This is a genomic window from Goodfellowiella coeruleoviolacea (assembly GCF_024171785.1).
In the GTDB taxonomy this organism is placed as follows: Bacteria; Actinomycetota; Actinomycetes; order Mycobacteriales; family Pseudonocardiaceae; genus Goodfellowiella; species Goodfellowiella coeruleoviolacea.
Map to the genome: position 1 here is coordinate 10,342 of NZ_JAMTCK010000033.1, position 23,767 is coordinate 34,108.

Annotated in this window: 15 protein-coding genes; 10 read left to right on the forward strand and 5 right to left on the reverse strand. The window is 68.1% G+C overall.

All coding sequences use genetic code 11. The features are described 5' to 3' along the window. Positions 1-128 precede the first annotated feature (128 nt). The 3 genes from LX83_RS37030 (at position 129) to LX83_RS37040 (ending at position 5,266) form a co-directional block, all read left to right on the forward strand. Entirely contained in the window at positions 129-3,434 is a 3,306-nt protein-coding gene (locus LX83_RS37030; protein ID WP_253780731.1) for a type I polyketide synthase, read from the forward strand. Positions 3,435-3,621: 187 nt separating this feature from the next. Continuing rightward, positions 3,622-4,227 carry a dTDP-4-dehydrorhamnose 3,5-epimerase family protein gene (locus LX83_RS37035; protein ID WP_253780734.1) on the forward strand — a complete coding sequence of 202 codons (606 nt, stop codon included), beginning with the start codon at positions 3,622-3,624 and terminating at the stop codon, positions 4,225-4,227. 28 nt (positions 4,228-4,255) lie between these two features. Continuing rightward, the gene (locus LX83_RS37040) at positions 4,256-5,266 is read left to right on the forward strand and encodes a Gfo/Idh/MocA family protein (protein ID WP_301329565.1); all 1,011 of its coding nucleotides are present in this window, start codon (positions 4,256-4,258) and stop codon (positions 5,264-5,266) included. 186 nt (positions 5,267-5,452) lie between these two features. Here the strand turns inward: LX83_RS37040 and ccrA are convergent, their stop codons facing one another. From ccrA to LX83_RS37065, 5 genes are all read right to left on the reverse strand, one after another. Next, positions 5,453-6,868 (reverse strand): crotonyl-CoA carboxylase/reductase, encoded by a 1,416-nt coding sequence (ccrA, locus tag LX83_RS37045; protein ID WP_253780741.1) that lies wholly within the window; start codon positions 6,866-6,868, stop codon positions 5,453-5,455. Positions 6,869-7,128: 260 nt separating this feature from the next. Then, positions 7,129-9,066 (reverse strand): hypothetical protein, encoded by a 1,938-nt coding sequence (locus tag LX83_RS37050; RefSeq protein ID WP_253780744.1) that lies wholly within the window; start codon positions 9,064-9,066, stop codon positions 7,129-7,131. 6 nt (positions 9,067-9,072) lie between these two features. Beyond that, positions 9,073-10,023, reverse strand: a complete 951-nt coding sequence (locus LX83_RS37055) for a carbohydrate ABC transporter permease (protein WP_253780747.1) — start codon at positions 10,021-10,023, stop codon at positions 9,073-9,075. Next, positions 10,013-10,891, reverse strand: a complete 879-nt coding sequence (locus tag LX83_RS37060; RefSeq protein ID WP_253780758.1) for a carbohydrate ABC transporter permease — start codon at positions 10,889-10,891, stop codon at positions 10,013-10,015. Before LX83_RS37060 ends, LX83_RS37055 begins: the two co-directional genes overlap by 11 nt. 41 nt (positions 10,892-10,932) lie before the next feature. Beyond that, entirely contained in the window at positions 10,933-12,111 is a 1,179-nt protein-coding gene (locus LX83_RS37065) for an ABC transporter substrate-binding protein (protein WP_253780761.1), read from the reverse strand. 940 nt (positions 12,112-13,051) lie between these two features. Between LX83_RS37065 and LX83_RS37070 the strand changes: the two genes are divergently transcribed. From LX83_RS37070 to LX83_RS38870, 7 genes are all read left to right on the forward strand, one after another. After that, entirely contained in the window at positions 13,052-15,958 is a 2,907-nt protein-coding gene (locus tag LX83_RS37070) for an RICIN domain-containing protein (protein WP_253780763.1), read from the forward strand. A gap of 83 nt (positions 15,959-16,041) precedes the next feature. Beyond that, positions 16,042-17,508, forward strand: coding sequence for an arabinofuranosidase catalytic domain-containing protein (locus LX83_RS37075; RefSeq protein WP_253780765.1), 1,467 nt, complete (start codon positions 16,042-16,044; stop codon positions 17,506-17,508). 28 nt (positions 17,509-17,536) lie between these two features. Continuing rightward, entirely contained in the window at positions 17,537-19,924 is a 2,388-nt protein-coding gene (locus LX83_RS37080; protein WP_253780767.1) for a lectin, read from the forward strand. 13 nt (positions 19,925-19,937) lie between these two features. Next, a complete protein-coding gene (locus LX83_RS37085) occupies positions 19,938-20,504 on the forward strand; it encodes a DJ-1/PfpI family protein (RefSeq protein ID WP_253780769.1) in 567 nt (188 codons plus the stop codon). Between the two features lie 101 nt (positions 20,505-20,605). After that, positions 20,606-21,787, forward strand: coding sequence for a ThuA domain-containing protein (locus tag LX83_RS37090; protein WP_407649766.1), 1,182 nt, complete (start codon positions 20,606-20,608; stop codon positions 21,785-21,787). Between the two features lie 584 nt (positions 21,788-22,371). Continuing rightward, on the forward strand, positions 22,372-23,106 hold the full coding sequence (locus tag LX83_RS37095) for a FadR/GntR family transcriptional regulator (protein ID WP_253780773.1): 735 nt from the start codon (positions 22,372-22,374) through the stop codon (positions 23,104-23,106). Positions 23,107-23,360: 254 nt separating this feature from the next. Then, complete coding sequence (locus LX83_RS38870) at positions 23,361-23,654, forward strand: MmyB family transcriptional regulator (RefSeq protein ID WP_407649767.1); 294 nt, start codon at positions 23,361-23,363, stop codon at positions 23,652-23,654. Positions 23,655-23,767: the final 113 nt, after the last annotated feature.

Sequence of the window (23,767 nt, forward strand, 5' to 3'; positions counted from 1 at the left end):
CCACCACCAGCCGCAGCCGCAGTCGCAGCCGGGTCGACGACCTACCCACCTACCCCTTCCAACACCACCACTACTGGCTTCGACCAAGTGCACACGGGTCGGCTTCGTCGAACTCCGCGGGGCTGCGGGTGACCGGGCATCCATTGCTCACCGCCGAGCTTTCCCTGCCTGACTCTGGTGGTCTGCTGTTGACCGGGCAGCTCTCCCGGGATTCGCCCCGCTGGCTGGCCGACCACCAAGTTCACGGGATGGTCCTTTTTCCCGCCACGGGGTTCGTCGAACTCGCGTTGCACGTGGCAGCTCGCACCGGGTGCGACCTGATCGAGGAACTCACCCTGCACGAGCCGTTGGTGATATCCGACCGGTGCGTCACGATCCAGGTCACCGTCACCGACCCCGACAAGAGCGGCTGTCGTCGCATGAGCGTCTACTCCCGCAGTGAAGCCCCAGACCTCGAAAATCTCTGGACCCAGCACGCGGTCGGCACACTCCTGATGAGCGGATCGCGAACACCGGCCACGGCCGGGGACTGGCCGCCCGCTGGTGCTGTTCCCGTTGCCCTGAACGAGTTCTACGAACAACTCAAGCGGAATGACTTGGCTTACGGCCCATCGTTCCGAGGGTTGCGGCGCGTGTGGCGCCAGGGCGACGAGGTCTTCGCCGAGATCGACCTTCCAGGCGATGACGGTGAGCAGTTCGGCGTTCACCCAGCCTTGCTGGACGCCGCATTGCATCCGATGAACTTCCTCCCCGGAGAGAACCTGAGCGGGCTCCCGTTCGCCTTCACCGATGTCCAACTCTTCGCGACCGGCGCGACCCATGTGCGAGTCCGGCTGGCCACAGAGCGCGGTGGCGTGACCGCTGACTTGTGGGACGCCGCCGGCCAGCCGGTGATGTCCGTCGGATCTCTGACAATGCGGCAGGCCCTCCCGCAATCGTCTACAGTGGTCCGACGCGCGGCCGGGTCAATGTTCCGGGTGAGCTGGGAGCCGGTGACGGTAGCTGAGCCAGCTACCGGGCTCGCCGTGGTGGGCATTGACCGACGAAACGTCGCGGACCGTCTTGCCGGGCTCGGCGTGGTCTGCTCACCGTACCTGGACCCGGCGTCCCTCTCGGAATCGCTGGCCGCGGGCACACCCGTGCCCAGACTGGTGCTCTTCTCGTCCGCGGTGGCCCCGGGCAGCGGGCTGGCCGAGACCGTCCACGCGGCCAGCCACTACACGCTCGCCTCCATCAAAGCGTGGCTGGCCGACGACCGGCTGGTCAACTCCACTCTCGTCCTGCTGACGCACGGTGCGACGACGGTCGCCGGAGAACCGGTGGTGGACCTGCCCGGTGCGGCGGTTTGGGGACTGGTTCGGGTGGCGCAGTCAGAGAACCCTGGCCGTTTCGTGCTGGTGGACCTCGACGACGACGATGCGTCCTATCGAGTGCTGCCCGCCGTGTTGGCGTCGAACGAAACGGAGATCGCGATACGGAACGGCGAGCCGTACGCTCCCGAACTGGTCGCGTCTACCGATGAGTCCCCGACCACGTTGGGTTCCGGCGGCACCGTGCTGCTTACCGGTGCCGCGGGCGCACTGGGTCAACTGGTGGCCCGTCATCTCGTCTCCGCACACGGCGTCCGTCGTCTGGTGCTGGCCAGCAGACGGGACGTCGAAACACGTGAACTGACCGCCCTCGGTGCGCACGTCGCCGCGGTCCGGTGTGATGTCGCTGATCGGCGAGCGGTGGAACGAATGCTGGCCGACATCCCCGCCGAGCACCCGTTGACCGCGGTGATACACCTGGCCGGGGTGTTGGATGACGGCGTGTTACCCGCCATGACGCCGGAGCGCGTCGATGCGGTGCTGCAGCCCAAGGTGGACGGGGCGTGGCACCTGCACGAGCTGACCAGCAACATGGATCTGGCCGCGTTCGTGATGTTCTCGTCGGCCTCCGGAATACTGGGCGCGCCCGGACAAGCCAACTACGCCGCCGCGAACACATTCCTCGACGGACTGGCACGGCATCGCCAGGCGCTCGGGTTGCCGGCGCTCTCGATCGCCTGGGGCCCCTGGGACACAGCCGACGGGATGGCCGCTGGACTGAGCACGAACGCCCGGCGCCGGTTCGACCAGGCGGGCGCGGTGCCGTTCACGGCCGACCAGGGATTGTCGTTGTTCGACGCCGCGCTCGGTACCTCGGATGAGGCGGTGCTCGTGGTAATGCGGCTGGCCAGAACCAGGCCCGCGCCCCGCCGGGCAGCACGGGCCACCGTCGGCACGCGCATTGCCCAGTTGTCGGAGGCAGATCGCCTTGCGGTGCTACGTGAGCTGGTCAAGGCGTCGACCGCGGCCGTTCTGGGGCACCAGGGGCCGGACGCGATCGGTTCGGACAGCGCGTTCGGCGAACTCGGCTTCGACTCGCTGACCTCCATGGAACTGCGCAACCGGCTCAACGAGGAAACAGGTCTCCGGCTCTCGGCCACCGCGATCTTCGACTACCCCACGGTGTCGGCACTCTCCCAGCTGCTGACGGAGGAGCTGAGGCAAGCCCAGGATGAGAGCAGGAAGCCGAGGACTGAGCGAGAAGCAGGACCGCTCGGCGACATCGTGGAGGTCTACCGGCAAGCCAACGCGCAGGGCCAGCCAGAAGTCGGCAACAAGATCCTGGAGCTGGCGTCGCGGCTGCGTCCCGCGTTCAACGCCGGTGACGATGTCAACGTGGCCGAGTTGGTCAGGTTGAGCAGCGGGTCAAGGCGCGCGGCGATGATCTGCTTCGCTTCGATGTCCGTGTGGTCGAGCCCGCAGGAGTACGTCCGGTTCGCCGAACAGTCGCACGGCATCCGAGACGTGTGGTTCGCACCATATCCCGGGTTTGTGCCGGGCGAACCCGTGCCAGCGACGATTGATGCGCTGGTTGGCCATCTGGCAACCCTGGTTCAGGAACGCACTCAGGGCGCCCCGGTGATTCTCGCGGGCCGTTCCTCCGGCGGCATGATCGCGTACGCGATCGCGGAACACCTGGAACGGCAGGGAACACCCGTTCAAGCCGTGGTGCTGTTGGACACCTACCTGCCTACTAGCGAGCAAGTCCGGTACGTGCTGCCCGTGATGCAGGAACGGGTGCTCGACAACGAGCGCAAGTTCGGTCAGATGACCACCACCCGGCTCACCGCGATGGCCGCTTACTTCTCCCTGTTCAGGAACTGGGGCCCAACTGGGATTCGCACCCCGACCCTGCTCGTGCGCGCGTCGGAACCGGTTCCGGGATGGGCGGACGGTGAGCACTCCGGGGCGGAGTGGCGGACGTCCTGGCCCGCCGAGCACGAGGTGATCGATGTTCCGGGAAACCACAACAGCATGGTGGAAGGCCGCGCCGAGGTGTCCGTGACCGCGGCGGCTATCGAGGAATGGCTTGCGGCGCACGTCCGGCCTTTCGGCTCCACGTGATTGACTGCGCTCGCGTGTGTGCGGGTTCTGCCCTGAATCCCCTGGCTTCCTCGGAATGCCCTTCTAGGGGTTGGTCATCGCTACAGGGCCGGTTAGCGTCGACGCTGTCGGAACGATTTCGGTACCTTCCCCGACAGGCGAGCACGATCGGATCGCGGCACAGCACCTGCGATGGAGGGACAGCGGTATGGAGGTCACCCAGACGGTGATACCGGGGGCTTATCGGATCACTTCGAGGAAATGGGTGGACAACCGGGGTTGTTTTTATGAGGCGTTCCGCACCGAGAACCTGACGGAACGCATTGGCCGGCCGTTCCGGATAGCTCAGGCGAACTACTCGGTGTCCCGCCGCAACGTTCTCAGGGGAATCCACGGCACGACCCTCCCGCCCGGCCAGGAGAAACTGGTGACCTGTGTCCGCGGCGCCGTGCTGGACATCGTGGTCGATCTCCGTGTGGGCTCGCCGACCTTCGGCTGCTTTGACACCACCTACCAGGACGCGAACTCGGGCGTCGCGGTCTATGTCGCGGACGGGATTGGACACGCCTTCCTCGCGTTGAGCGACGACGTCTGCATGAACTACCTGTGCTCGCAGCCGTATCAGCCGGGCACCATGATTGAGATAGACGCGCTCGACCCGGACCTCGACCTGCCGTGGGGGCTGACCGAGCCGCCGATCATGACCGACAAGGACCGCAGGGCGCCGGCCCTCGCCGAAGCCGCCAGGGCTGGGTTGCTGCCCACCTATGAGGAATGCCTGCGGTTCTACGCGCGCTCTGCTGTCGACGCGTGAGCTTGTCCGGACAGGGAGTGATTCTCGGATGACTACGCAATCTGTGGCCGCACCACCGAAGTGCCTGTGCTTCGGGGTGCTCGGCTGCGCCGACATCGCGTGGCGCCGCATGCTTCCCACACTGGTGGCGGCCGACGGCGTGCGGGTGGTCGCGGTGGCCAGCCGGGATCACCGGAAAGCCGCCAGGTTCGCCGATCGGTTCGGCTGCGATGCGGAGAACTACACCACGCTGCTCGATCGGTCCGATGTGGACGCCGTCTACCTGCCGCTGCCCACTGCCCTGCACGCCGACTGGGCCGCGCGCGCCCTCGAAGCGGGCAAGCACGTGCTCGCCGAGAAGCCGCTGACCCGGTGCCACCGGGAGGCTGCGGCTCTGGTGAGACTGGCCGAGCGCCGTGGGTTGGTGCTGATGGAGAACTTCATGTTCCTGCACCACTCACAACACCGGGTGGTTGCCGAACTGCTGGCCGGTCATGTGATCGGTGAGCTTCGCGGATTCTCCAGCACGTTCACCATCCCGCCAAAACCGGGCGACGACATCCGGTATCGGCCGGTACTCGGCGACGGAGCGCTGGACTTCGGGGTGTACCCCATTCGGGCTGCACACCACTACCTCGGGCCCGATCTGACGGTTGTGGGCGCGGTGCTGCGCAGGGAACGGCAGCGTGACGTGATCATCTCCGGTGACGTCCTGCTCTGCAACGCCGAGGGTATTCCCGCGCAGCTTCGGTTCGGCATGGACCACTCCTACCGAACTGGTTACGAGCTGGCGGGCAGCACCGGGCGGCTCACTCTGGACCGGGCGTTCACCACTCCGGCGAGCCTCCAGCCGGTGATCCGCATCGAACGGCAGGACTACCGCGAGGAACGGGCCCTGCCCGTCGATGACCAGTTCGCCAACATCGTCGATTACTTCGTTCGCGCGGTGCGGGACGGCGCAGACACGTCCTCGTGGACCGAGGCGACGCTGCGGCAGTCCGCACTGGTCGACAAGGTGCTGGAGACCGCGCGGATTGTGGACTACCCGGCGTCTCCCTGACCACCGGGGTGGGAGTTGCCGCGTGCGCCCGAGGAAACCAACCGCGAGTCCTCCGAACCAGCCGACCGGGGTGAGAGCCTCCTGGACGCCGGGGGAGAGTGGTGGTACCGGCGGCTGTAGCGCGTGATGCCCCCGACCGCGGCGGAGTCGCCTGGGCTGGTTCGCCGAGGAGGTCGCGCTCGCAGATCACGTGGTCGCCCGGCTGCGGGGGGTTGATCGAGCGGGCGAGTGGGTTGCGCCGCGGTCCTCGGTGCCACGCGGTCCGCACCCTTCCCGGAAGCGGTTCATCTCGTTGAGGTACATCGCGCGCATCGCGTGGTCGCGCACGCCCAGTCCTTCTGCTGGGGCCAGAGCCAGCACGCCGACCTTCCCGTGGTGCAGGTTGTGGTGTACGTCGTAGGTGGCCTGCCCGGTGTTCTCCAGGGAGTACACTTTGGACAGTGTGGGGTGGATCGCTCCCTTGGTGATCAGTCGGTTGGCCTCCCAGGCTTCTCGGTAGTTGGCGAAGTGGGAGCCGATGATCCGCTTGAGGTGCATCCACAGGTAGCGGTTGTCGTACTGGTGCAGGTAACCGCTGGTTGATGCGCAGGTGACGATGCTGCCGCCCTTGCGGGCGACGTACACACTGGCGCCGAACGTGTCCCTGCCTGGATGCTCGAAGACGATATCGGGATCCTCACCACCGGTCAGCTCGCGGATGCTGGCACCGAACCGCTTCCACTCCGCCGGGTCCTGCGTCTGCTCGTCCTTCCAGAACCGAAAGCCCTCGGCGCTGCGGTCGATGATGAGTTCCGCGCCCATCTTCCGGCAGAGGGCGGCCTTCTCGGGTGAGGACACCACGCACACCGGTGTGGCTCCGCCGTTCAGCACCAGCTGGGTGGCGTAGGAGCCGAGACCACCGGAAGCACCCCAGATCAGCACGACGTCGCCCTGCTTCATGTTGGCGCCGTTGGTCGAGACCAGTTGCCGGTAGGCGGTCGAGTTGACCAGGCCGGAGGAGGCGGCTTCCTCCCAGGTGAGGTGCTGGGGCATGGGCATCAGTTGGTTGGCTTTGACCAGGGCCAGCTCGGCGAGGCCGCCGAAGTTGGTTTCGTAGCCCCAGATCCATTGTTGCGGGGCGAGCAGGGTGTCGTTGTGCCCGTCGGGATGCTCCAGGTGTACGTCCAGACAGTGCGCGACAACGCGGTGACCCGGCTTCCAGAAGTCAACGCCGGGCCCGGTGCGCAGCACGACTCCGGCGAGGTCGGAGCCCACCACGTGATAGGGCAGGTCGTGTTTTGCGGCCAGGGTTGAGGTGCGGCTGTAGCGCTTGAGGAATCCGAAGGTCGGTAGGGGTTCGAAAACCGAACTCCACACGGTGTTGTAGTTGATGGCGCTGGCCATCACGGCCACCAGCGCTTCGCCGGGGCCGACCTCGGGGGTCGGGACGTTCGCCAGGTGCAGCGCCTTGCGGGGGTCCTTTTCCTTGCTCGCCATCCCGGCGAACATGTCCGTCTCCCCTTCGAGAAGAACTACCGCTCGATAGGATTCCGGTATCGGCAGAGCCGCGAAGTCGGTGGCGGCTGCCTCGTTGGACAGGATGGCGTCGAGGATCTGGTCCACCTGGTCACCTGCTCTTCTGCTAGTTCCTCCCTCCCAACGCTATTGGGCTGCTGGAGAACAGGAGTACCCCTACCTTTTCGTGCCGCACGGTGCTGGGGTTGCTCATCCGTTGGCCACGCCGCCCCCAACCCATTCAAGAAGCACTTCTGGTGGTTGACTTCGATCCGCTCGCTGGCCAAGTCCCGAGAAGTACCGGACAGCCTGACCACCCGGTGTCGTCATCGAGGTCCCAACGACAGCCGATGCTGCCCTCGCACCGGTCACCACTGGAGCGGTTCACGGGTGCCGTGTTCGGGGTGGCGTCCTTCGAAAGGCGTGCGGTAGGACGGCGGCCGGGTGCGCAGGTCGAGGCGGAGGGTGAGGCGGATGCTGGTGGAGCGGGGGAGTTCCACGCGAAGCCAGGGACCCTCGGGGTGGATCGAGGCGGCCGTCACCACGGGCCCGCGATGCCCGTAATCGTAGAGATCCCCGATCCAGGACGGGTCGGCACACCTGGTGTACCGCGCGGTGCGGATGGTGTCCTCGGCGAACGCGCCGGCCTGCACGATCACCGCCCGGTCGCCCAGTGGGTCGAGGTTGACCAGGTCGACGACGGTCGCCTCGGGTTCGATGCGGGAGACCAGGGCGGCCACCGCCGGCGGAAGCCCGGGCCGGCGGGCGTGTGCGTCGTGGTAGCGCACGCGTGCCTGCTGCAGGCCGCCGTTGTAGATGACCTGCGGGCCGCCCCAGGTGAGCTGGACCAGTGCCTCGGTGACCACGGGGTTGGACTGTTGCCACAGGTGGATGTCGGCTTCGGAGACGTCGTGACCGCGGTGGACCTCCATGCGCGCGAGCCGGTGCCGCACCTGGGCCTGTGCGGCGGCCAGGATCTGCTCCGGGTAGTCGGGGTTGTCGCCGGCGAGGAAGGCGAACCAGGGCTCCTCGTGGCCCGCCTCCTCCTTGCCGCGGAACGCGCGCACGGCGCCCCAGTCGTGACCGCTGGCCGAGCGCACCCGTTCGATGCGCGCCTGGTCGGCGGAAGCGGCGGAGTGGTGCCACAGCGCGATGGGTACCGACATCAGCACGGGGTTGTAGTCGAACCAGCCACGGTCGGCGTACCGGAACGGCACGTGCAGGGTGGGCGTGCGCACGTCCTCGCCCAGCTGGGCGGTCCACCTGGACCGGAGGCTGGAGTCCGACTCGGTGAAGGCCATGACCCTGCCGCAGGCGATGATCTCGTCCAGCGTGGCGCGCACCAGGTCCAGAAAGGACTCGTCACCGGTGGCGGCGACGGCCGCCAGGGCCGCGCCCGTGGCGGCCTGCCCGATGCCGTACCAGCCGTGCGGCCAGGACCAGCCGTAGTGACCGCCGTACCAGCGGCCCTCCAGCAGCCCACCGACCGTGCCGTCCGGGGCGACGTTGTCGGGGAGGATTCCCCTGTTGGCGACGGCCCGTTCTCGCCACGCACCGACGTACTCGGCGATCCAGTCCTGGTAGCGCGCGGCTCCGGACAGCATCAGGGCGTTGCGGACGAGGCTGGCCGCCGCCAGGTTGACCGCGGTGTCTCCCCGGCCCATCCTGTGGCGCATCTGCGTACCCAGCCTGGCGTCGGGCTCGCCGGGCTCTGGCGGCGGTACCCAGTCCAGTGGGAAGCCGTACATCCGGGCCTCGTCGGGCCGCCAGGGGTAGGAGTCGCCGTCGAACAGCCCTTCGCGCAGTTGGTCACTGCCGTTGTGCGGGTTGCGGATGATGCGGTGCTCGGGGTCGTAGTTGCCGTGCCCCGGGTCGACGTAGAGGTTGGCGAAGCGCAGCGCCCGCTCGGCCCACCTGTCGGGCGCGGCCATGCACAGGAAGTAGAACAGCAGCATGCTCTCGCTCTGGTGGAACCAGTCGTAGCCGCGCTCGTACTCGTTGTGCAGCATGCCGAGTTCGGTCAGCTGCCGGGTGACTCCCACCCAGTGCCGCTCGGCCGCGGCGAGCAGGTCGTCGGCGCCACCGAGCAGGTAGAGCTGGGGCCAGTTGAAGAAGGCCTCGTAGAAGTCGTCCACGCCGTCGCGGGAGGTGAGCCGGCCGTGGTAGTTCAGCCGCCCGTCCAGGCCGGTGAAGTCGCGGTCGAACTGACGCCACGCCTGGTCGAGCAGGTCGAACAGCTGGCGCTGGGCGAGCGCCCATGCCGGTGGTTCGAGCAGGGGCACCGAGGCCGTGATGACGGGGTGCACGATCGGCTACTCCTTGGTGGCGCCGGCGAGCATGCCGGCGACGAGAAATCGTTGGGCGAACAGGAAGATGACGAGCACCGGGGCGATCGCCAGCAACGCGGCGAGCGCCAGTTGCGGCCGCTCGACCGCGAGCGCACCGGCGGTGGGGTTGAACTGCGGGACGTTCGCCAGCAGCGTGCCGAGGCCGACCTGGATCGGTAACTGGTCGCTCTCGGGTAGCAGGACGTAGGGAAGGAAGTAGTTGGTCCAGTTGCCCACGAAGCTGAAGAAGCCGACCAGCGCGACCGCCGGGGTGGCCAGTGGCAGGGCGACGTGGCGGAACACGCCGAACTCCGAGCAGCCATCCAGCCGCGCGGCGGCGAGCAGCTCCCTGGGTAGCGCCGTGCTGAAGAAGATGTGGGCCAGGTAGACGCCGAACGGGAAGAACGAGAACGGCAGGACGACCGACCACGTCGAACCGATCAGGCCGACGGCGTTGATCTCAAGGAACAGCGGTACGACCAGCGTCGAGTTGGGCATGATCATCACGATGAGGGTGACGACCAGCAGGGTGCGCCTGCCGCGGAACTCGGTCAGCGCCAGCGCGTATCCCGCGGGGATCGCCACGCACAGCGTGATCACCAACGCGAGGCAGGAGTACAGCGCGGAGTTGCGCAGCCACAGCAGGACGACATCGTCCTGGAACCCGCTGAGCGCCGCCCAGTTCGCGCGCAGGGCCTGCCAGGATCCGAAGGACAGCGGGTTGCCGTGCACGAGCTGTTCGTCGGTCTTCGTCGCCGCCAACACCAGCCACAGCACCGGAACTGTGAAGAACAGCGCGAAAAGCACGAGGACCGCCGCGGACAGCGCGCTCGATGGTCCACAGTGGCCACGCCGGGGTGGCGCCGGTCGCGGCGCGGTGACCGAGTGCCGACGCGGGGCGGTCCGCCGGGCGTCGGCCGGCGTGTCAGTCGGCATCGAAGAACCTCGACCTGGCGACGAACAGACCCGCGACGACGAGCCCGACCAGCAGCAGCTCGACCGAAACGGCCGCGGCGGTGTTGACGTTGTTGTTCTGGAAGGCGAAGTCGTAGGAGAGCTGGTTGAGCGAGTAGTCCCGGCCGGCCACCCCGACGCTGGCCTGCGACAGCAGTTGCGGCTCCACGAACAGCTGGGTTCCGCCGGCGAACGCGAGGATCACCATGTAGACGATCCACTTGCGCAGCAGGGGGATCTGGACGTGCCGCGCGGTCCGCCACGCGCCGGCTCCGTCGATCTTGGCCGCCTCGATGAGATCCGGGGAGATGTTGTTCAGTGCCCCGTACATCACCACCATCCAGCCGCCGGCGCCGGTCCAGAACGCGATGACGGTGAACAGGATCGGCAGGTGCTCGGGCGCGACAACCTGGCCGAAGGTGTCAAAACCGAACGCGTGCAACAGGAATGCGGCCGGGCTGACCGCGGGGTCGAGCATGAACAGCCAGACCAGGACACCGGTGGTTCCGGCCAGTGCGCCGGGAACGTAGTACAGGAAGCGCAACGCCCTGCTGGCCGAGCGGACCGTCACGCGGTGCAGCGTCAGCGCGAGCGCGACCACGAGCACCACCAGGGAGGGCAGCCAGCAGATCAGGTAGATCGCGACGTGCCCGACGGCCGTCACGAACCGGAAGTCGTTGGCTGCGGCGAGGAAGTTCGACAACCCCACGAACGTGTCGCCGGCGTCGGTGAAGGCGAAGTAGATCGCGTACCCGGTGGGCACCACACCGAACGCGATCAGCAGCACCACGTACGGGGTGACGAAGCCGTGACCGGCCCGCCCGGGCCAGCGAACCCGCCCACTCGCCATACCGCCTCCCCACTGCTGGTGGTTCGCTCCGCCAACCCGGCTCACCGCGTTACCGCGTACCCGTTGGCCCGCGCGTGGTTCACGATCGCGTCCTGCCACGCCGGGAGCAGGGACACGATGCTCTTGCCCGCGGTCAACCCTGGGGTGACCGTCGCCGCCCAGATCGCCTCCTGGCTGAACTGGCCGTAGCCCCACTCCGGCCACACCTGGCCTGCCGCGGCCCGCAGGGGCGCCGCGATGTCGCCCGCGTAGTACCCGGAGGAGTTCTGCTTCGCCAGCCACGTCGTCGCCGCCGGTGCGTGCGCCGGATAGCCAGGCGCTTCGGTGCCCTGGTACTCGTCCGATGTGGTCACCCAGGTGAGGAAGTCGGTGGCGGCCTTCAGGTTCGTGCTGTGCGCTGACAGCAGCCAGGTACCACCGCCGACGTTGCCGACCGCGGGTTCCTCCTCGCCCGACCACTGCGGCATCGGCGCGACCGCGATCCGGCCAGCCGGCACCTTGAACGCGTCCTGGAACAACGCGCCGCCGAACCACGCCGGACCGGGCATCATGAGGATCTTTCCGGCCAGGTTCTTGTCGAAGTCCGAGCTGAACACGCTGCTGGTGGACATGGTGCGGTTCTCGATCAGGGTGTCCAGCAGCGCCGCCATCCTGGTGCAGTTCGGCCCGGTGGCCCGCACCGTGACTGCCTTGGGGCCGGTGATCTGGTTGGCGCCGCACTTGCTCGCCCACAGGTAGATCTCCGGGGTGAACACGTCGCCTGCGGACCCGACCAGGTAGCCGGGGTGCTCCTGGGCGACCCTCTTCCCGAGCGCCTCGTAGTCCTCCCAGGTCGTGGGGACCTGGTAGCCCCACTGCCGCATCAGCGACGCGTCGTACCAGAGCACGGTCTGGGACAGGTCGTTGCGCAGGCAGTAGAGCGTCCCGTCCACCAGGCACGGATCGTTGGCGTTGGGCGCCCAGTCAGCAAGCAGGGACTCGGGGAGCAGCCCCTTGTTCAGCGGAGCGGTGAAACCCGCGTCCACCGCCCAGGTGACCTCGTTGTTCTGCGAACTGAAGACCACGTCCGGCCAGCCCTCGCGGGTCCGGTTGAACAGGCTCACCTTCGTCTGCAGGTAGTTCGAACCGTTGGCGTCACCGTCGTAGCTGACGATGTTCATCGACACCGAAGGGTGTGCCTTCTGGTACATCTCGGCGGCGACCAGGCGCGTGGCATCCACCCACACCGTCACCGTGCCGCCGGTCTGCGGCACCGGCTGGAACCCGTGCTGGACGCCAGTGGTCCCCCCAGCACCGCATGCCGTGACCGCCGCGACGACGAGGCTGGCGGCACACGCGAACGATGCGGTCCGTCGGCGGGTGGTGCGGAAGCTCGCTGCGCCACCGGCGCCGACCGCTGTTGTCATGCGCTACTCCCACTACGTCGTGGTGCCATCATCGGCGAGCAAGCTTCTCGCATGTGTCTGATATGTCGTACCGCGCGACGTCTCTTGAGCACCCATGACAACCGGTTCGAAGAAGCAAGTCAAGGGCATAAGTCGGACAGATCATGCGCCAGGCTTACTGCCGGCAACACCAGCGGCAGTATCGGTCTGCGCTGAACGGTCGGCGGCCGCGTCCCGCGGCGATCTGGGAGAACGTCGCGATCTACCAGGTAATTGGCGCCGATGACGTGGACGAGGTCCGTGGGGGCTACCGCCGCGAATTCCAACGCGGGGTTTTCGGCTGACCGAGTAGCCCGGACCAGCCGCCGAAAGGGTACTACCTATTGACCACGCTCCCAGTGGAGTTCTACCTTACGATCGTCGCCTGATTGTTTGACGACTAAACAAAATCTAGGTACGTCGCGCGCGTCGGTGCGCTCCCTGCCCTCGGATTCGAGGAGTACCTGTGACAACGCTGTCTCGTACTCTGCCCACGACCGCCGTGCCTGACGGGGCGGCGCCGGCGCTGCCCCGTGTGCACGACCAGCTCCGCTGCCCCCGCGATGTCCGCGCCACCAGTCAGTTGGTGGGCGCCTGCTGCACGCAGCCGCCGCCCGTGTCCGAGTGATCAGCCTCCGGGCGCGCGCCAACGGCTGAACGAGCCGTGGACCGACGTGGTGTCGCAACCCGTCGAGCCGGCTTGTCCCGAGCGCCCGCATCCACAAGGAGCTTCATGATGTCTCGATCTCCCGCGCTGCGCAGATGCGCGCTGGTGGTGACGGGGTTCCTGGTAGCCGTGCTGTTTCCGGTGGTGTCCGCGGCGGTGGTGGCCAACCCGGCCGCACACGCGGCGCTACCGCCCGACTCGATGTTCCAGAAGGTGCGGCTGCACACCGAGACCGGCAACCCGATGGCGATGGACGTGGCGCCGGACGGGCGCGTCTTCTACATCGACCGACTCGGCGACATCAAGATCGTTCAGCCGAACGGTGCCACCAACACGGCCGCGCACCTGGACGTGTTCACCGCCAACGAGTCCGGCGGGCTCAACATCGCGCTGGATCCCGGATTCGCGACGAACCAGTGGGCGTACGTGGTCTACTCGCCGAACTCGGCGAGCGTCGACCGGCTGAGCCGGTTCAACGTCAACGGCAACACGATCGACCTGTCCAGCGAGAAGATCGTGCTGGACGTGCCGGTGCAGCGTCAGGAGTGCTGCCACCACGGCGCCGGCCTGGTGTTCGACAAGAAGAACGGCAACCTGTGGCTGTCCACCGGGGACAACACCAACCCGTTCGCCTCGGACGGCTACACCCCGATCGACGAGCGCTCCGGCCGCGCCTACTGGGACGCGCAGCGCACCTCGGGGAACACGAACAGCCTGTCCGGCAAGGTGTTGCGGATCCACCCGGAGGTGAACGGCACGTACACGATCCCAGCCGGCAACCTGTTCCCGCCCGGCACCGCCAACACCCGGCCCGAGATCTACATGATGGGTGAGCGCAACCCGTTCCGGATGAACATCGACCCCAAGACCGGATTCCCGACGGTCGCCAACTACGGCCCGGACGCGCCGAACGCCAGTTCGAGCCGCGGACCGCAGAACACCGTGGAATGGGATGTCCTCAGTCAACCGGGCAACGCCGGCTGGCCGTACTGCATCGGGCCGAACCTGCCGTACAACGACTACAACTTCGCGTCCAACACCTCCGGCGGCCAGTTCGACTGCACCGGCGGCCCGACCAACAACTCCCCGAACAACACCGGGCAGACCAAGCTGCCGCCGGCCATCCCGGCGATGGTCTACTACCACTACCAGGCCGACCCGGCACACTTCCCGATGCTGTCCGGCGGGGCACCCACGGCCGGCCCGGTCTACCGGTACGACCCGAACCTCAACTCCAGTCGCAAGTGGCCGGTCGACTTCGACGGTCGGGCGGTCTTCGCCGAGTGGAACACCAGCCAGCTGTTCACCTTCCAACTCGACGCGGCCGGCACCGCGGTCACCTCGATCGACCGGCTGTTCCCGTCGATGTCGTTCAACCGGCCGATGGACTTCGACTTCGGACCGGACGGCGCGCTCTACGTCATCGAGTGGGGGAGCGGCTACGGCGGCGGCAACAGCGACGCGGGCATCGACCGGATCGACTACCTCGGCAACAATCAGGCGAACCCGACCGCCAAAGCCGGTGCGGACCGCACCAGCGGGCCGGCGCCGCTGACGGTGAACTTCTCCAGCGCCGGCTCCGCCGACCCGGGCGGGTCATCGCTGACCTACTCCTGGAACTTCGGCGACGGCACCACCTCCACCGCGGCCAACCCCAGCCACACCTACACGGCCGCCGGCAACTACACCGCCGTGCTGACCGTCCGCAACTCCGCCGGCGCGACCGGCACCGCGAGCGTGAGCATCACGTCCGGCAACACCACGCCGGCGCTGAGCATCACGGCGCCGCCCCACGGCGGTGTGTTCGGCTGGGGTGACGTGGTGAACTTCTCGGTCACCGTCACCGACCCGGAGGACGGCACGGTTGACTGCACGAAGGTGACCATCCAGGCCTACCTCGGCCACGACACCCACGGGCATCCGCTCGACCAGTACCAGGGCTGCTCGGCCCAGGTGCAGACCACGCTGGCGTCCGGGCACACGGAGAACGACAACACCTTCTACGTCATCGAAGCGTCCTACACGGACAAGGGCGGAGCCGGTGGGGCGAACCCGCTCACCGGCCGCGCGCAGGTGCTCCTGCAGCCCAAGCACAAGCAGGCCGAGTTCTACAGCGCGACGGGACGGGCGTCCGATGGCACAGGCACGGGCAGTCCGGGTGTGACGGTCGAGTCCACCACCGACCCGAAGGGCGGTGGCAGCAACATCGGGTCCGTTGAGGACGGGGACTGGTGGTCGTTCGACCCCGTCAACATGACGAACGTCACCGGCATGGGCTTCCGGGTGGCCTCCGGGTCGACCGGCGGCACGATTCAGGTCCGGACCGGCTCACCGACGGGCACCCTGCTCGGCAGCGTCACCGTGCCGGGCACCGGGGGGTGGCAGACCTGGACCGATGTCACGCTGAACCTGGCCAACCCGCCGACGACCAGCGGCCCGCTGTACTTCGTGGCCCGCAAACCAGCAGGCAGCACCAACAACAGCGGACTGTTCAACGTCAACTGGGTCATGTTCGATGGCGCCGGGATCGGCACGCCGGGCCAGTCGCCGGTGCAGATCGGGGTGAACTACCACCTCGTGGCCGCCCACAGCGGCAAACTCGCCGATATCAACGGTGGTTCGGCTTCCCCGGGTGGTCAGCTGATTCAGTGGTCGGCGAACAGCGGGCTGAACCAGCAGTTCGACTTCCTGGACTCCGGTGGCGGCTACTACCGGATCAGGGCTCGGCACAGTGGGCTGGTGCTGCAGGTGGCCGGCAGCGGCAGTGGCGCGGACATCACCCAACAGCCGGACAGCAACGCGCCGAGCCAGCAGTGGCGGGTGGTCGACCAGGGCGGTGGTGCGGTCAGTTTCGTGAACAGGCAGAGCGCGTTGGCGATGGACGTGTGGGGAGCATCGACCGCCGACGGAGCACGCATCTCCCAGTACACGGTGACCGGCAACGCCAACCAACGCTTCCAACTGCGACGCGCCTAACGGAGGTGGCTGGTGAACCGGCCACAACCGGGTCGATTCCGCGTCCGAACACCGGCACCACACCACGCTGGATGGAGTCCGAGTTGACCACACGAACCTGGCTTGGCCGGCTGGTGCCGGCCGCCGTGGCCGCCCTTGCCGGTGCGGTGCTGCACTCCGCACCGGCCGCCACGGCCGGCACCGGGCCCTGCGACATCTACGCCTCGGGCGGCACGCCCTGCGTGGCCGCGCACAGCACGGTGCGGGCGCTCTACGGCTCGTACCACGGCAACCTCTACCAGGTGCGGCGCGCGTCGGACAACACGACCAGGGACATCGGTGTGCTGGCCGCCGGCGGCACCGCCAACGCAGCCGCGCAGGACTCGTTCTGTGCCGGCACATCCTGCGTGATCACGGTGCTCTACGACCAGTCGGGCCACGGGAACGACCTGTGGTACCAGGGATCGAGCCAGGTGCCCGGGTCGAGCCAGAGCCGCCCGGCGAACGCGACCTCCGAGTCGCTGACGGTCGGTGGGAGCAAGGCCTACTCGTTGTACATCAACCCGTCGAACAGCTATTGGCGTGACGGTCACCTGACGGGTGTGCCGACCGGCGCCGCGCCGGAAGGCATGTACATGGTGACCAGCGGCACGCACGTCAACGGTGGCTGCTGCTTCGACTACGGCAACAGCGAGACCACCAGATCAGCGGACGCCGCCGGCGCCATGGACGCGATCAACTTCAGCACGCAGTGCTGGTTCGGCGGGTGCTCCGGCACCGGGCCGTGGGTGCAGGCGGACCTCGAATGGGGGTTGTACCCCGGCGGGAGCCAGTCCTGGAACCCGAACCAGCGGGCGTTCACCAGCAGGTACGTCACCGCGATGCTGAAGAACAACGGGACGTCGCGGTTCGCGCTCAAGGGCAGCAACGCGCAGTCCGGCAGTCTGACCACGTTGTGGGACGGCGCGCTGCCCCCTGGCTACAGTCCGATGAAGAAGCAGGGCGCCATCATCCTGGGTAGCGGCGGTGACTGCTGCAAGCCCGGCGGTGGTGCCAACCTCAGCGCGGGCACCTTCTACGAGGGCGCCATGGTGGCGGGTTACCCGTCCGACGCGACCGAGAACGCGGTGCAGGCCAACATCGTCGCGGCCGGCTACGGCGGCGGCGACACCGGCACGACCGGCGCGCTGCGTGCGGCCGGCGCGGGCAGGTGCCTGGACGTCAACGGTGTGACCACCATGCCCGGGACGCAACTGCAGATCTGGGACTGCAACGGTGGATCGAACCAGCGGTGGACGCGCGTCCCGTCCGGTGAACTGACCGTCTACAGTGGAAACGATCTCCGCTGCGCGGACGCCTCTGGCAACGGAACCAGCAACGGCACCCCGGTCGTGATCTGGAACTGCCATGGCGGCGCCAACCAGCAGTGGCTGCTCAACGCCAACGGCACCATCACGAGTGTCCAGTCCGGACTGTGCCTCGACCTGGCCGGCGGCGGCAGCGCCAACGGCACCAAGGTCCAACTCTGGACCTGCACCGGCGCAGCCAGCCAGCAGTGGCGGCTCGCCTGAGCGCCGCCACCCTCCTGAAGGGTTCGCCATGTCCGCAGGCACCAGACGACTGACCGCGGCGCTCGCCGTCGCGGTCTCCACTCTCGCCGGAGTCGTGGCCGGCGCGGCAAGCGCACAGGCCGAGACCGTCTCGATCCACGTCGCCCCGAACGGCGACGACAACAACCCCGGTACCGCCGAGGCGCCGGTCGCCACACCCGCGAAGGCACAGCAACTGGCCCGAACCCAGGCGGCGGCGAACAACGACGTGACGGTGCTGCTCGCGGGCGGCACCTACCGCCTTGCCGCGCCACTGGTGTTCACCACGGCGGACTCCGGGCGGGGCGGCCACCCGGTCACCTGGCAGGCCGAGGCCGGGCAGACGCCGATCCTGTCCGGCGGGATCCGGGTCACTGGTTGGACACTCCAGGACGCGGGGCAGAACATCTGGGTCGCCCCGGTGCCCCAGGGCGCCGAGGCGAGGCAGCTCTTCGTGGACGGCGCGCTGGCGCCGAGGGCGTCGATCCCGATCGCGCGCGACGACGTGCAGATCACCACGACCGGCATGAACATCCTCAACCCCGCGCTGCGCTACCTCGCGACGCTGCCGCAGCAGAACCGGATCGAGGTGGAGAGTCAGAACTCCTTCACCAACCGGTACGCGCCGGTGCAGAGCATCAGCGGCACCACCATCACCATGCAACAACCCGCGTGGAACAACAACAACTGGGGCTACGACACGCTCGCGCGCCCCTTCGGCGGCGGCCAACTGTTCCTGGAGAACTCCTACTCCTTCCTCCGCGGCACCGGGCAGTGGTACCTGGACCCGCAGGCCGGCAAGCTCTACTACAAGGCCCCTGCCGGCTGGGCCCCCGCGAGTCACGACGTCGAGCTGCCTCGGCTGGAGTCACTGCTGCACATCAGCGGCAGCTACGCCGATCCCGTCCACGACATCACGTTCGAGGGACTGCACTTCGAACACACCACCTGGCTCACCCCGGGCACCCCGGTCGGCTACGCCAACCAGCAGAGCGGCACGTTCATCCCCACCTCCTACCCGATGCCCGGCGACTTCCTGAGTTCCTGCCAGTCAGGTTGCCCGCAGTTCGAGGGCGCGCGCAACGGCTGGGCCCAGGTTCCCGCCGCCGTGCAGGTCTCGGCCGCTACCGCCATCACCTTCTCCGGCAACACCTTCACCCACCTGGGCCAGGTCGCCCTCGGCATCGGCAACGACGCCAACGCTCACGACTCCGGGATCGGCCTCGGTGCGTCGTCGATCACCGTGGACCGCAACACCTTCACCGAGAGTTCTGGCGGCGCGATCGTGGTCGGCGGCGTGCGTCCCGACGCCCACCACCCAGCCAACCCGGCGATGGTCAACAAGGACATCACGATCAGCAACAACACGGTGAACGGCGTCGCCAAGGACTACAAGGAAATGGCCGGCATCCTGGCCACCTACGTCACACACGCGGTCATCACGCACAACGAGGTCGCCAACCTCACCTACGACGGCATCGACGTCGGCTGGGGTTGGGGCGCCAACGATCCCGGTGGCAGCCAGGACTACCGCAACCGCGGCCTGTACAACTACCAGCCGGTCTACACCACGCCGACGACACTGCGGGACACCGTGGTCAGCTACAACCGCGTGCACGCCACCAAGCGGCTCATGCACGACGGCGGCAGCATCTACAACCTGTCCGCCAATCCTGGCGCCTCGATCGACCACAACCACATCTACGACAACAACCGCACCGTCGGCCTGTACCTGGACGAGGGCTCCCGCTACGTGAACCTCTCGAACAACGTCATCCAGGACAGCGGGGTGTGGGCCTTCACCAATGCCAGCGGCACCAACAACACCAACGACAGCACCTTCGCCGGCAACTGGTACAACGGCGGTTCGACCGCGGTCGCCACCGGCCCGCCGCACAACAACGTGCTGAGCGGCAACGTCCAGGTGAGCGGTACCAACTGGCCGTCAGGCGCCCAGCAGGTGATCGCCGCCGCCGGTGTCGGCGGCAGCACCCCACCGCCAACCGGGACCCCGATCCGCGCGGTGGGGTCGGGCAAGTGCCTGGACGTGAACGGCGGCACCACCACGGCGGGCACCCAGTTGCAGATCTGGGACTGCAACGGCGCGTCGAACCAGCGGTGGGCCCGCACCGCCTCGGGTGAGTTCCGCGTCTACAACGACACCAGCCCGCTGTGCCTGGACGCGTCCGGGCGAGGCACCACCAACGGCACCCAGGTGGTGATCTGGACGTGCAACGGCCAGAACAACCAGCAGTGGAACGTCAACGCCAACGGCGCCATCACCGGCGCGCAGTCCGGCCTCTGCCTGGACGTGAGCGGCGCCGGCACCGCCAACGGCACCAAGGTCCAGCTGTGGACCTGCACCGGCGCCGCCAACCAGCAGTGGCGACTCGGATAGGGGAGGAACCGCCATGGCACGAGTGCTCATCCTGACCGGCGACGCAGCCGAGGAACTCGACTCGATGTACCCGATCTTCCGCCTGCGCGAGGGCGGTCACGAGGCGGTCGTGGCCGCGCCGACGACCCGCGCGGTGAAGCTGGTGGTGCACGACTTCGAGTCGGGCTGGGACGCCTACACCGAGAAGCCCGGCCACCAGTTGCCCGTGGACCTGGCGTTCTCCGACGTGAACCCGTCGGACTACGGGGCACTCGTGATCCCGGGCGGCCGAGCACCCGAGTACATCCGCACGGACCCGGACGTGGCCCGCATCGTCACCCACTTCTTCACCCACAACCTCCCGGTCGGCACGATCTGCCACGGGCCACAGGTGCCGGCCGCACTCGGGCTCCTGCGCGGCCGCGTCACGGCCGCCTACCCGCCCCTGAAGACCGACGTGGAGCACGCCGGCGCCACCTTCGTGGACGGACCCGACGTCGTGGACGGCGCCATGGTCTCCTGCCGCGGCTGGCCCGACCTGCCCTGGTGGGCCCGCGCGTTCATGCGGGTGCTGGACAAGGCGAGCCTTCCCGTCAGCTGACCATCCGACCGAACCGGTCCCACCCGTGCGCTGCCGACCAGCCTCTGCCCGCTTCGGCTGAACAGGAGTCCGTCGTGATCAGACACATCACTCGCCGCACCGTGTTGCGCGGCATCGGCGTTGCGGGCATCGGGGCCGGCGGCCTCGCCCTGTTCCCGCCGGGGGCGACAGCGGCGCCCCTGACCAGAGTCCTGGTGTTCTCCAAGACCGCCGGTTTCCGGCACGACTCGATTCCGGCCGGTATCGCCGCGATCCGGCGGTTGGGCAGCGAGAACGCGTTCGCCGTTGACGCGACCGAGAACGCGAACGCCTTCACCACGCAGAACCTGGCGCAGTACCAGGCAGTGATCTGGCTGTCGACAACCGGTGACGTGCTCAACGCGACCCAGCAGGCGGCGTTCGAGTCCTATGTGGACGGCGGTGGCGGCTACGTCGGCGTGCACGCGGCGGCCGACACCGAGTACGACTGGGCCTGGTACGGCGGCTGCGTCGGAGCCTACTTCGCCTCGCACCCCGCGCAGCAGCAGGCGTCCCTGGTTGTCGAAGACCGGACGAACGACTCGACCGCGCACCTGCCGGCGACCTGGAGCCGCTTCGACGAGTGGTACAACTACCGCACCAACCCGCGCGGCGGCGTGAACGTGCTCATGCGGTTGGACGAGTCGACCTACAGTGGCGGCACCATGGGCTCGGACCACCCGATCACCTGGTGGCACGACGTGGGTGCCGGCAGAGCGTGGTACACCGGCCTCGGCCACACCATCGAATCCTATTCGGACCCGAACTTCACCCGCACGTTGCTGGGCGGCATCCGGGTCGCCGCCAAAGCCGTTCCCGCCGACCCCGGCACCGGACCGGTGCGGACCGGCGTCTTCTACCGACTGGTCGCGCAGCACAGCGGGAAGCTCGCGGACATCTCCGCCGCGTCCACCGCCGAGGGCGCCCTGCTGCGCCAGTGGTCGGCCACCGGCGGGCTGAACCAGCAGTTCGACTTCCTCGACTCGGGCGGTGGCTACTACCGGATCCGGGCCCGGCACAGCGGAATGGTGCTCCAGGTCGCCAACCCGAGCAGCGGTGCCGACATCGGTCAGCAACCCGACGCCAACACGGCGAGCCAGCAGTGGCGCGTGGTCGACCGGGGCAGTGGCGTGGTGAGCCTGGTGAACCGGCAGAGCGGACTGGCCATGGACGTGTGGGGCGTGTCGACCGCTGACGGCGCCCGCATCTCCCAGTGGACGTCGACGGACGCCACCAACCAGTGCTTCCAACTCCAGCGCGTGTAGCAAGCCACCGCTGTGCCGGCTACCAGGTGTGGCGCCGGGGGTTGTGACGTGCGGCTGTGCATGGGCGCCAGGCGGCGCGAGTGCCCTGGTGCTGTGCACCGGCACCGCCGAAGCGGCGAACACGCTCGGCGCCGCCGCAGCGCCGAGTGGCCGGTACTTCGGTGCACGCGATCTCCACGAGCCATCTCGGTGTGGCGGCGTACGCGACCACGTGGCCGGCGGAGTTCATCGGTGTCAGCCGGAGAACGGGATGGCGTGGGACGCGGTCGAACCAACCGTAACCAGTTCACCCCCGGTCCCACGGCTCAGATCGTGCGCCAGATCAGGAGCTGGGGTATGACGGTCCGAGGGCGCATCTCGGTGTCAGGCAGATGAGCATGCTCATCTGCCCAATGCGCTCACTCCCGCTCCCCGCGGGAAAGCCGCTTCCCGATGGACGACGCTGGTCACGACCTGATGCAGCGGTTGCAGACGCTGTTCGGTGAAGCGATGTCTCGTTCTTGGCTGAGCGCACGTGTCATACTCTTTTGGTGACCAGGGATGGAGGAGTCACGTCGGAGGAAGGTGCGCCTGTACCAACAGTCGTGACCGGCGCGGCGTCGCCCGGCGCGTACCGGCCAGGCTACGAAGTAGCGGCCGAGCAGATCCTGCAGCTGATAGCCGAGCTGGGACTTCAGCCCGGCGACCGGATGCCGACCGAGAACGAGCTGGCGGCGCGGATGGGGACCAGCCGAACGGTGGTGCGGGAAGCTGTCAAGATCCTCTCCGCGATCGGCCGGGTGCGCGCCCACAAGGGACGTGGGCTCTACGTGGCCGACGACGAGGGGATGCTCGGTTCTTCTCGCTGGGGAGCTTTCTTCCTGCCGACCGATCTCGACCACGTCTACATGCTCTTCGAGTTCCGGCGGGTCCAGGAGACCGAGGCCAGCCGGCTGGCGGCCACCCGCGCCACCCCGGCCGAGCTGCGCACGATCGAGGCCGCCGCCGAAACCTGCCGGCAGGGCCACCTGACCGGTCAGGACGCACTGTTCGACCGTGGCGACGACGATTTCCACCTGGGTATCGCCATCGCGTCGCACAATCAGTTCCTCGTCGCGGCGGTGCGCGAGGCCCGCCGTCTGCAACGCCAGTCCAACATCATCGGGATGCGCGGCACGGTCGGTGGTCACGCGTCGGAAGCGATCGACGAGCACACCGCGATCTACCAGGCGATCCGCGATGGTGACCCGGACGCGGCGGCGCTGGCGACCGCCAGCCACCTCGACAACACCCTGAAGGACTACCGCCTGGAGATCCAACGCCGCGTCTTCGGCCGGTGAGCGCCCGTGGGCCCCGGAGTCGGCCCGAAGCCAGTCCGGTCAGTCGAGTGCGGACCGACTGCCTGGCTCCGTAGGAGCTGCGCGCCTCGGGGGGCGAGCACAATCGTCCGAAGTGGACAGTTCCAGTCGTTCTTGGGGTGGGGAGGTTCTCGCGCGCACCGAGGTTCGGTTCTCCTTGCTCGGGGCCTGTCCTGGTCTCTCGGGTGCTGCTCGACGCTCCCCTCGGTGCAAAACACCAACCTGCCGGGGCGCGGGTGTGGGCGCTGCCGCGGTGGTCGTGGTGGACCAGCAGGGTATCCAGGAGGACCACTACGTGCGTCTGGAACAGGGGCGCCCCTGCGCGTCTCCCGCGGCCGTGCTGGACGCGGTGGCGCGGGCACTGCGGTTGGACGGGGTGGAGTGCGAGCACTTCGCTGTCCGAAGCGAGCCCGGAGTTCCGGCGGGCCGGGGCGGAGCACGGGGTCGGGGACAAGACCCACGGCCGCTACCACTGCCGGCACCCGGTGGTGGGCGAGCAGAGTCGGACGGGCGCGGCGCGTTCGCGCTGACGGCTCCCGAACTCCCGCCCGGCCAGGTGCGGCGCGGCACCACGCAGGGTTGCCCACCCCGTCACCCTGGCAGCGTATTGACGCTGTCCTCCTAGGTCGCGTTATGTGGAATC

What these genes read in the sequence shown, in the direction of transcription:
- LX83_RS37035 (WP_253780734.1), top strand. Translation starts at nt 3,622, where the DNA reads ATGGAGGTCACCCAGACGGTGATACCGGGGGCTTATCGGATCACTTCG.
- LX83_RS37040 (WP_301329565.1), top strand. Translation starts at nt 4,256, where the DNA reads ATGACTACGCAATCTGTGGCCGCACCACCGAAGTGCCTGTGCTTCGGG.
- LX83_RS37055 (WP_253780747.1), bottom strand. Translation starts at nt 10,023, where the DNA reads ATGCCGACTGACACGCCGGCCGACGCCCGGCGGACCGCCCCGCGTCGG.
- LX83_RS37060 (WP_253780758.1), bottom strand. Translation starts at nt 10,891, where the DNA reads ATGGCGAGTGGGCGGGTTCGCTGGCCCGGGCGGGCCGGTCACGGCTTC.
- LX83_RS37070 (WP_253780763.1), top strand. Translation starts at nt 13,052, where the DNA reads ATGTCTCGATCTCCCGCGCTGCGCAGATGCGCGCTGGTGGTGACGGGG.
- LX83_RS37080 (WP_253780767.1), top strand. Translation starts at nt 17,537, where the DNA reads ATGTCCGCAGGCACCAGACGACTGACCGCGGCGCTCGCCGTCGCGGTC.
- LX83_RS37085 (WP_253780769.1), top strand. Translation starts at nt 19,938, where the DNA reads ATGGCACGAGTGCTCATCCTGACCGGCGACGCAGCCGAGGAACTCGAC.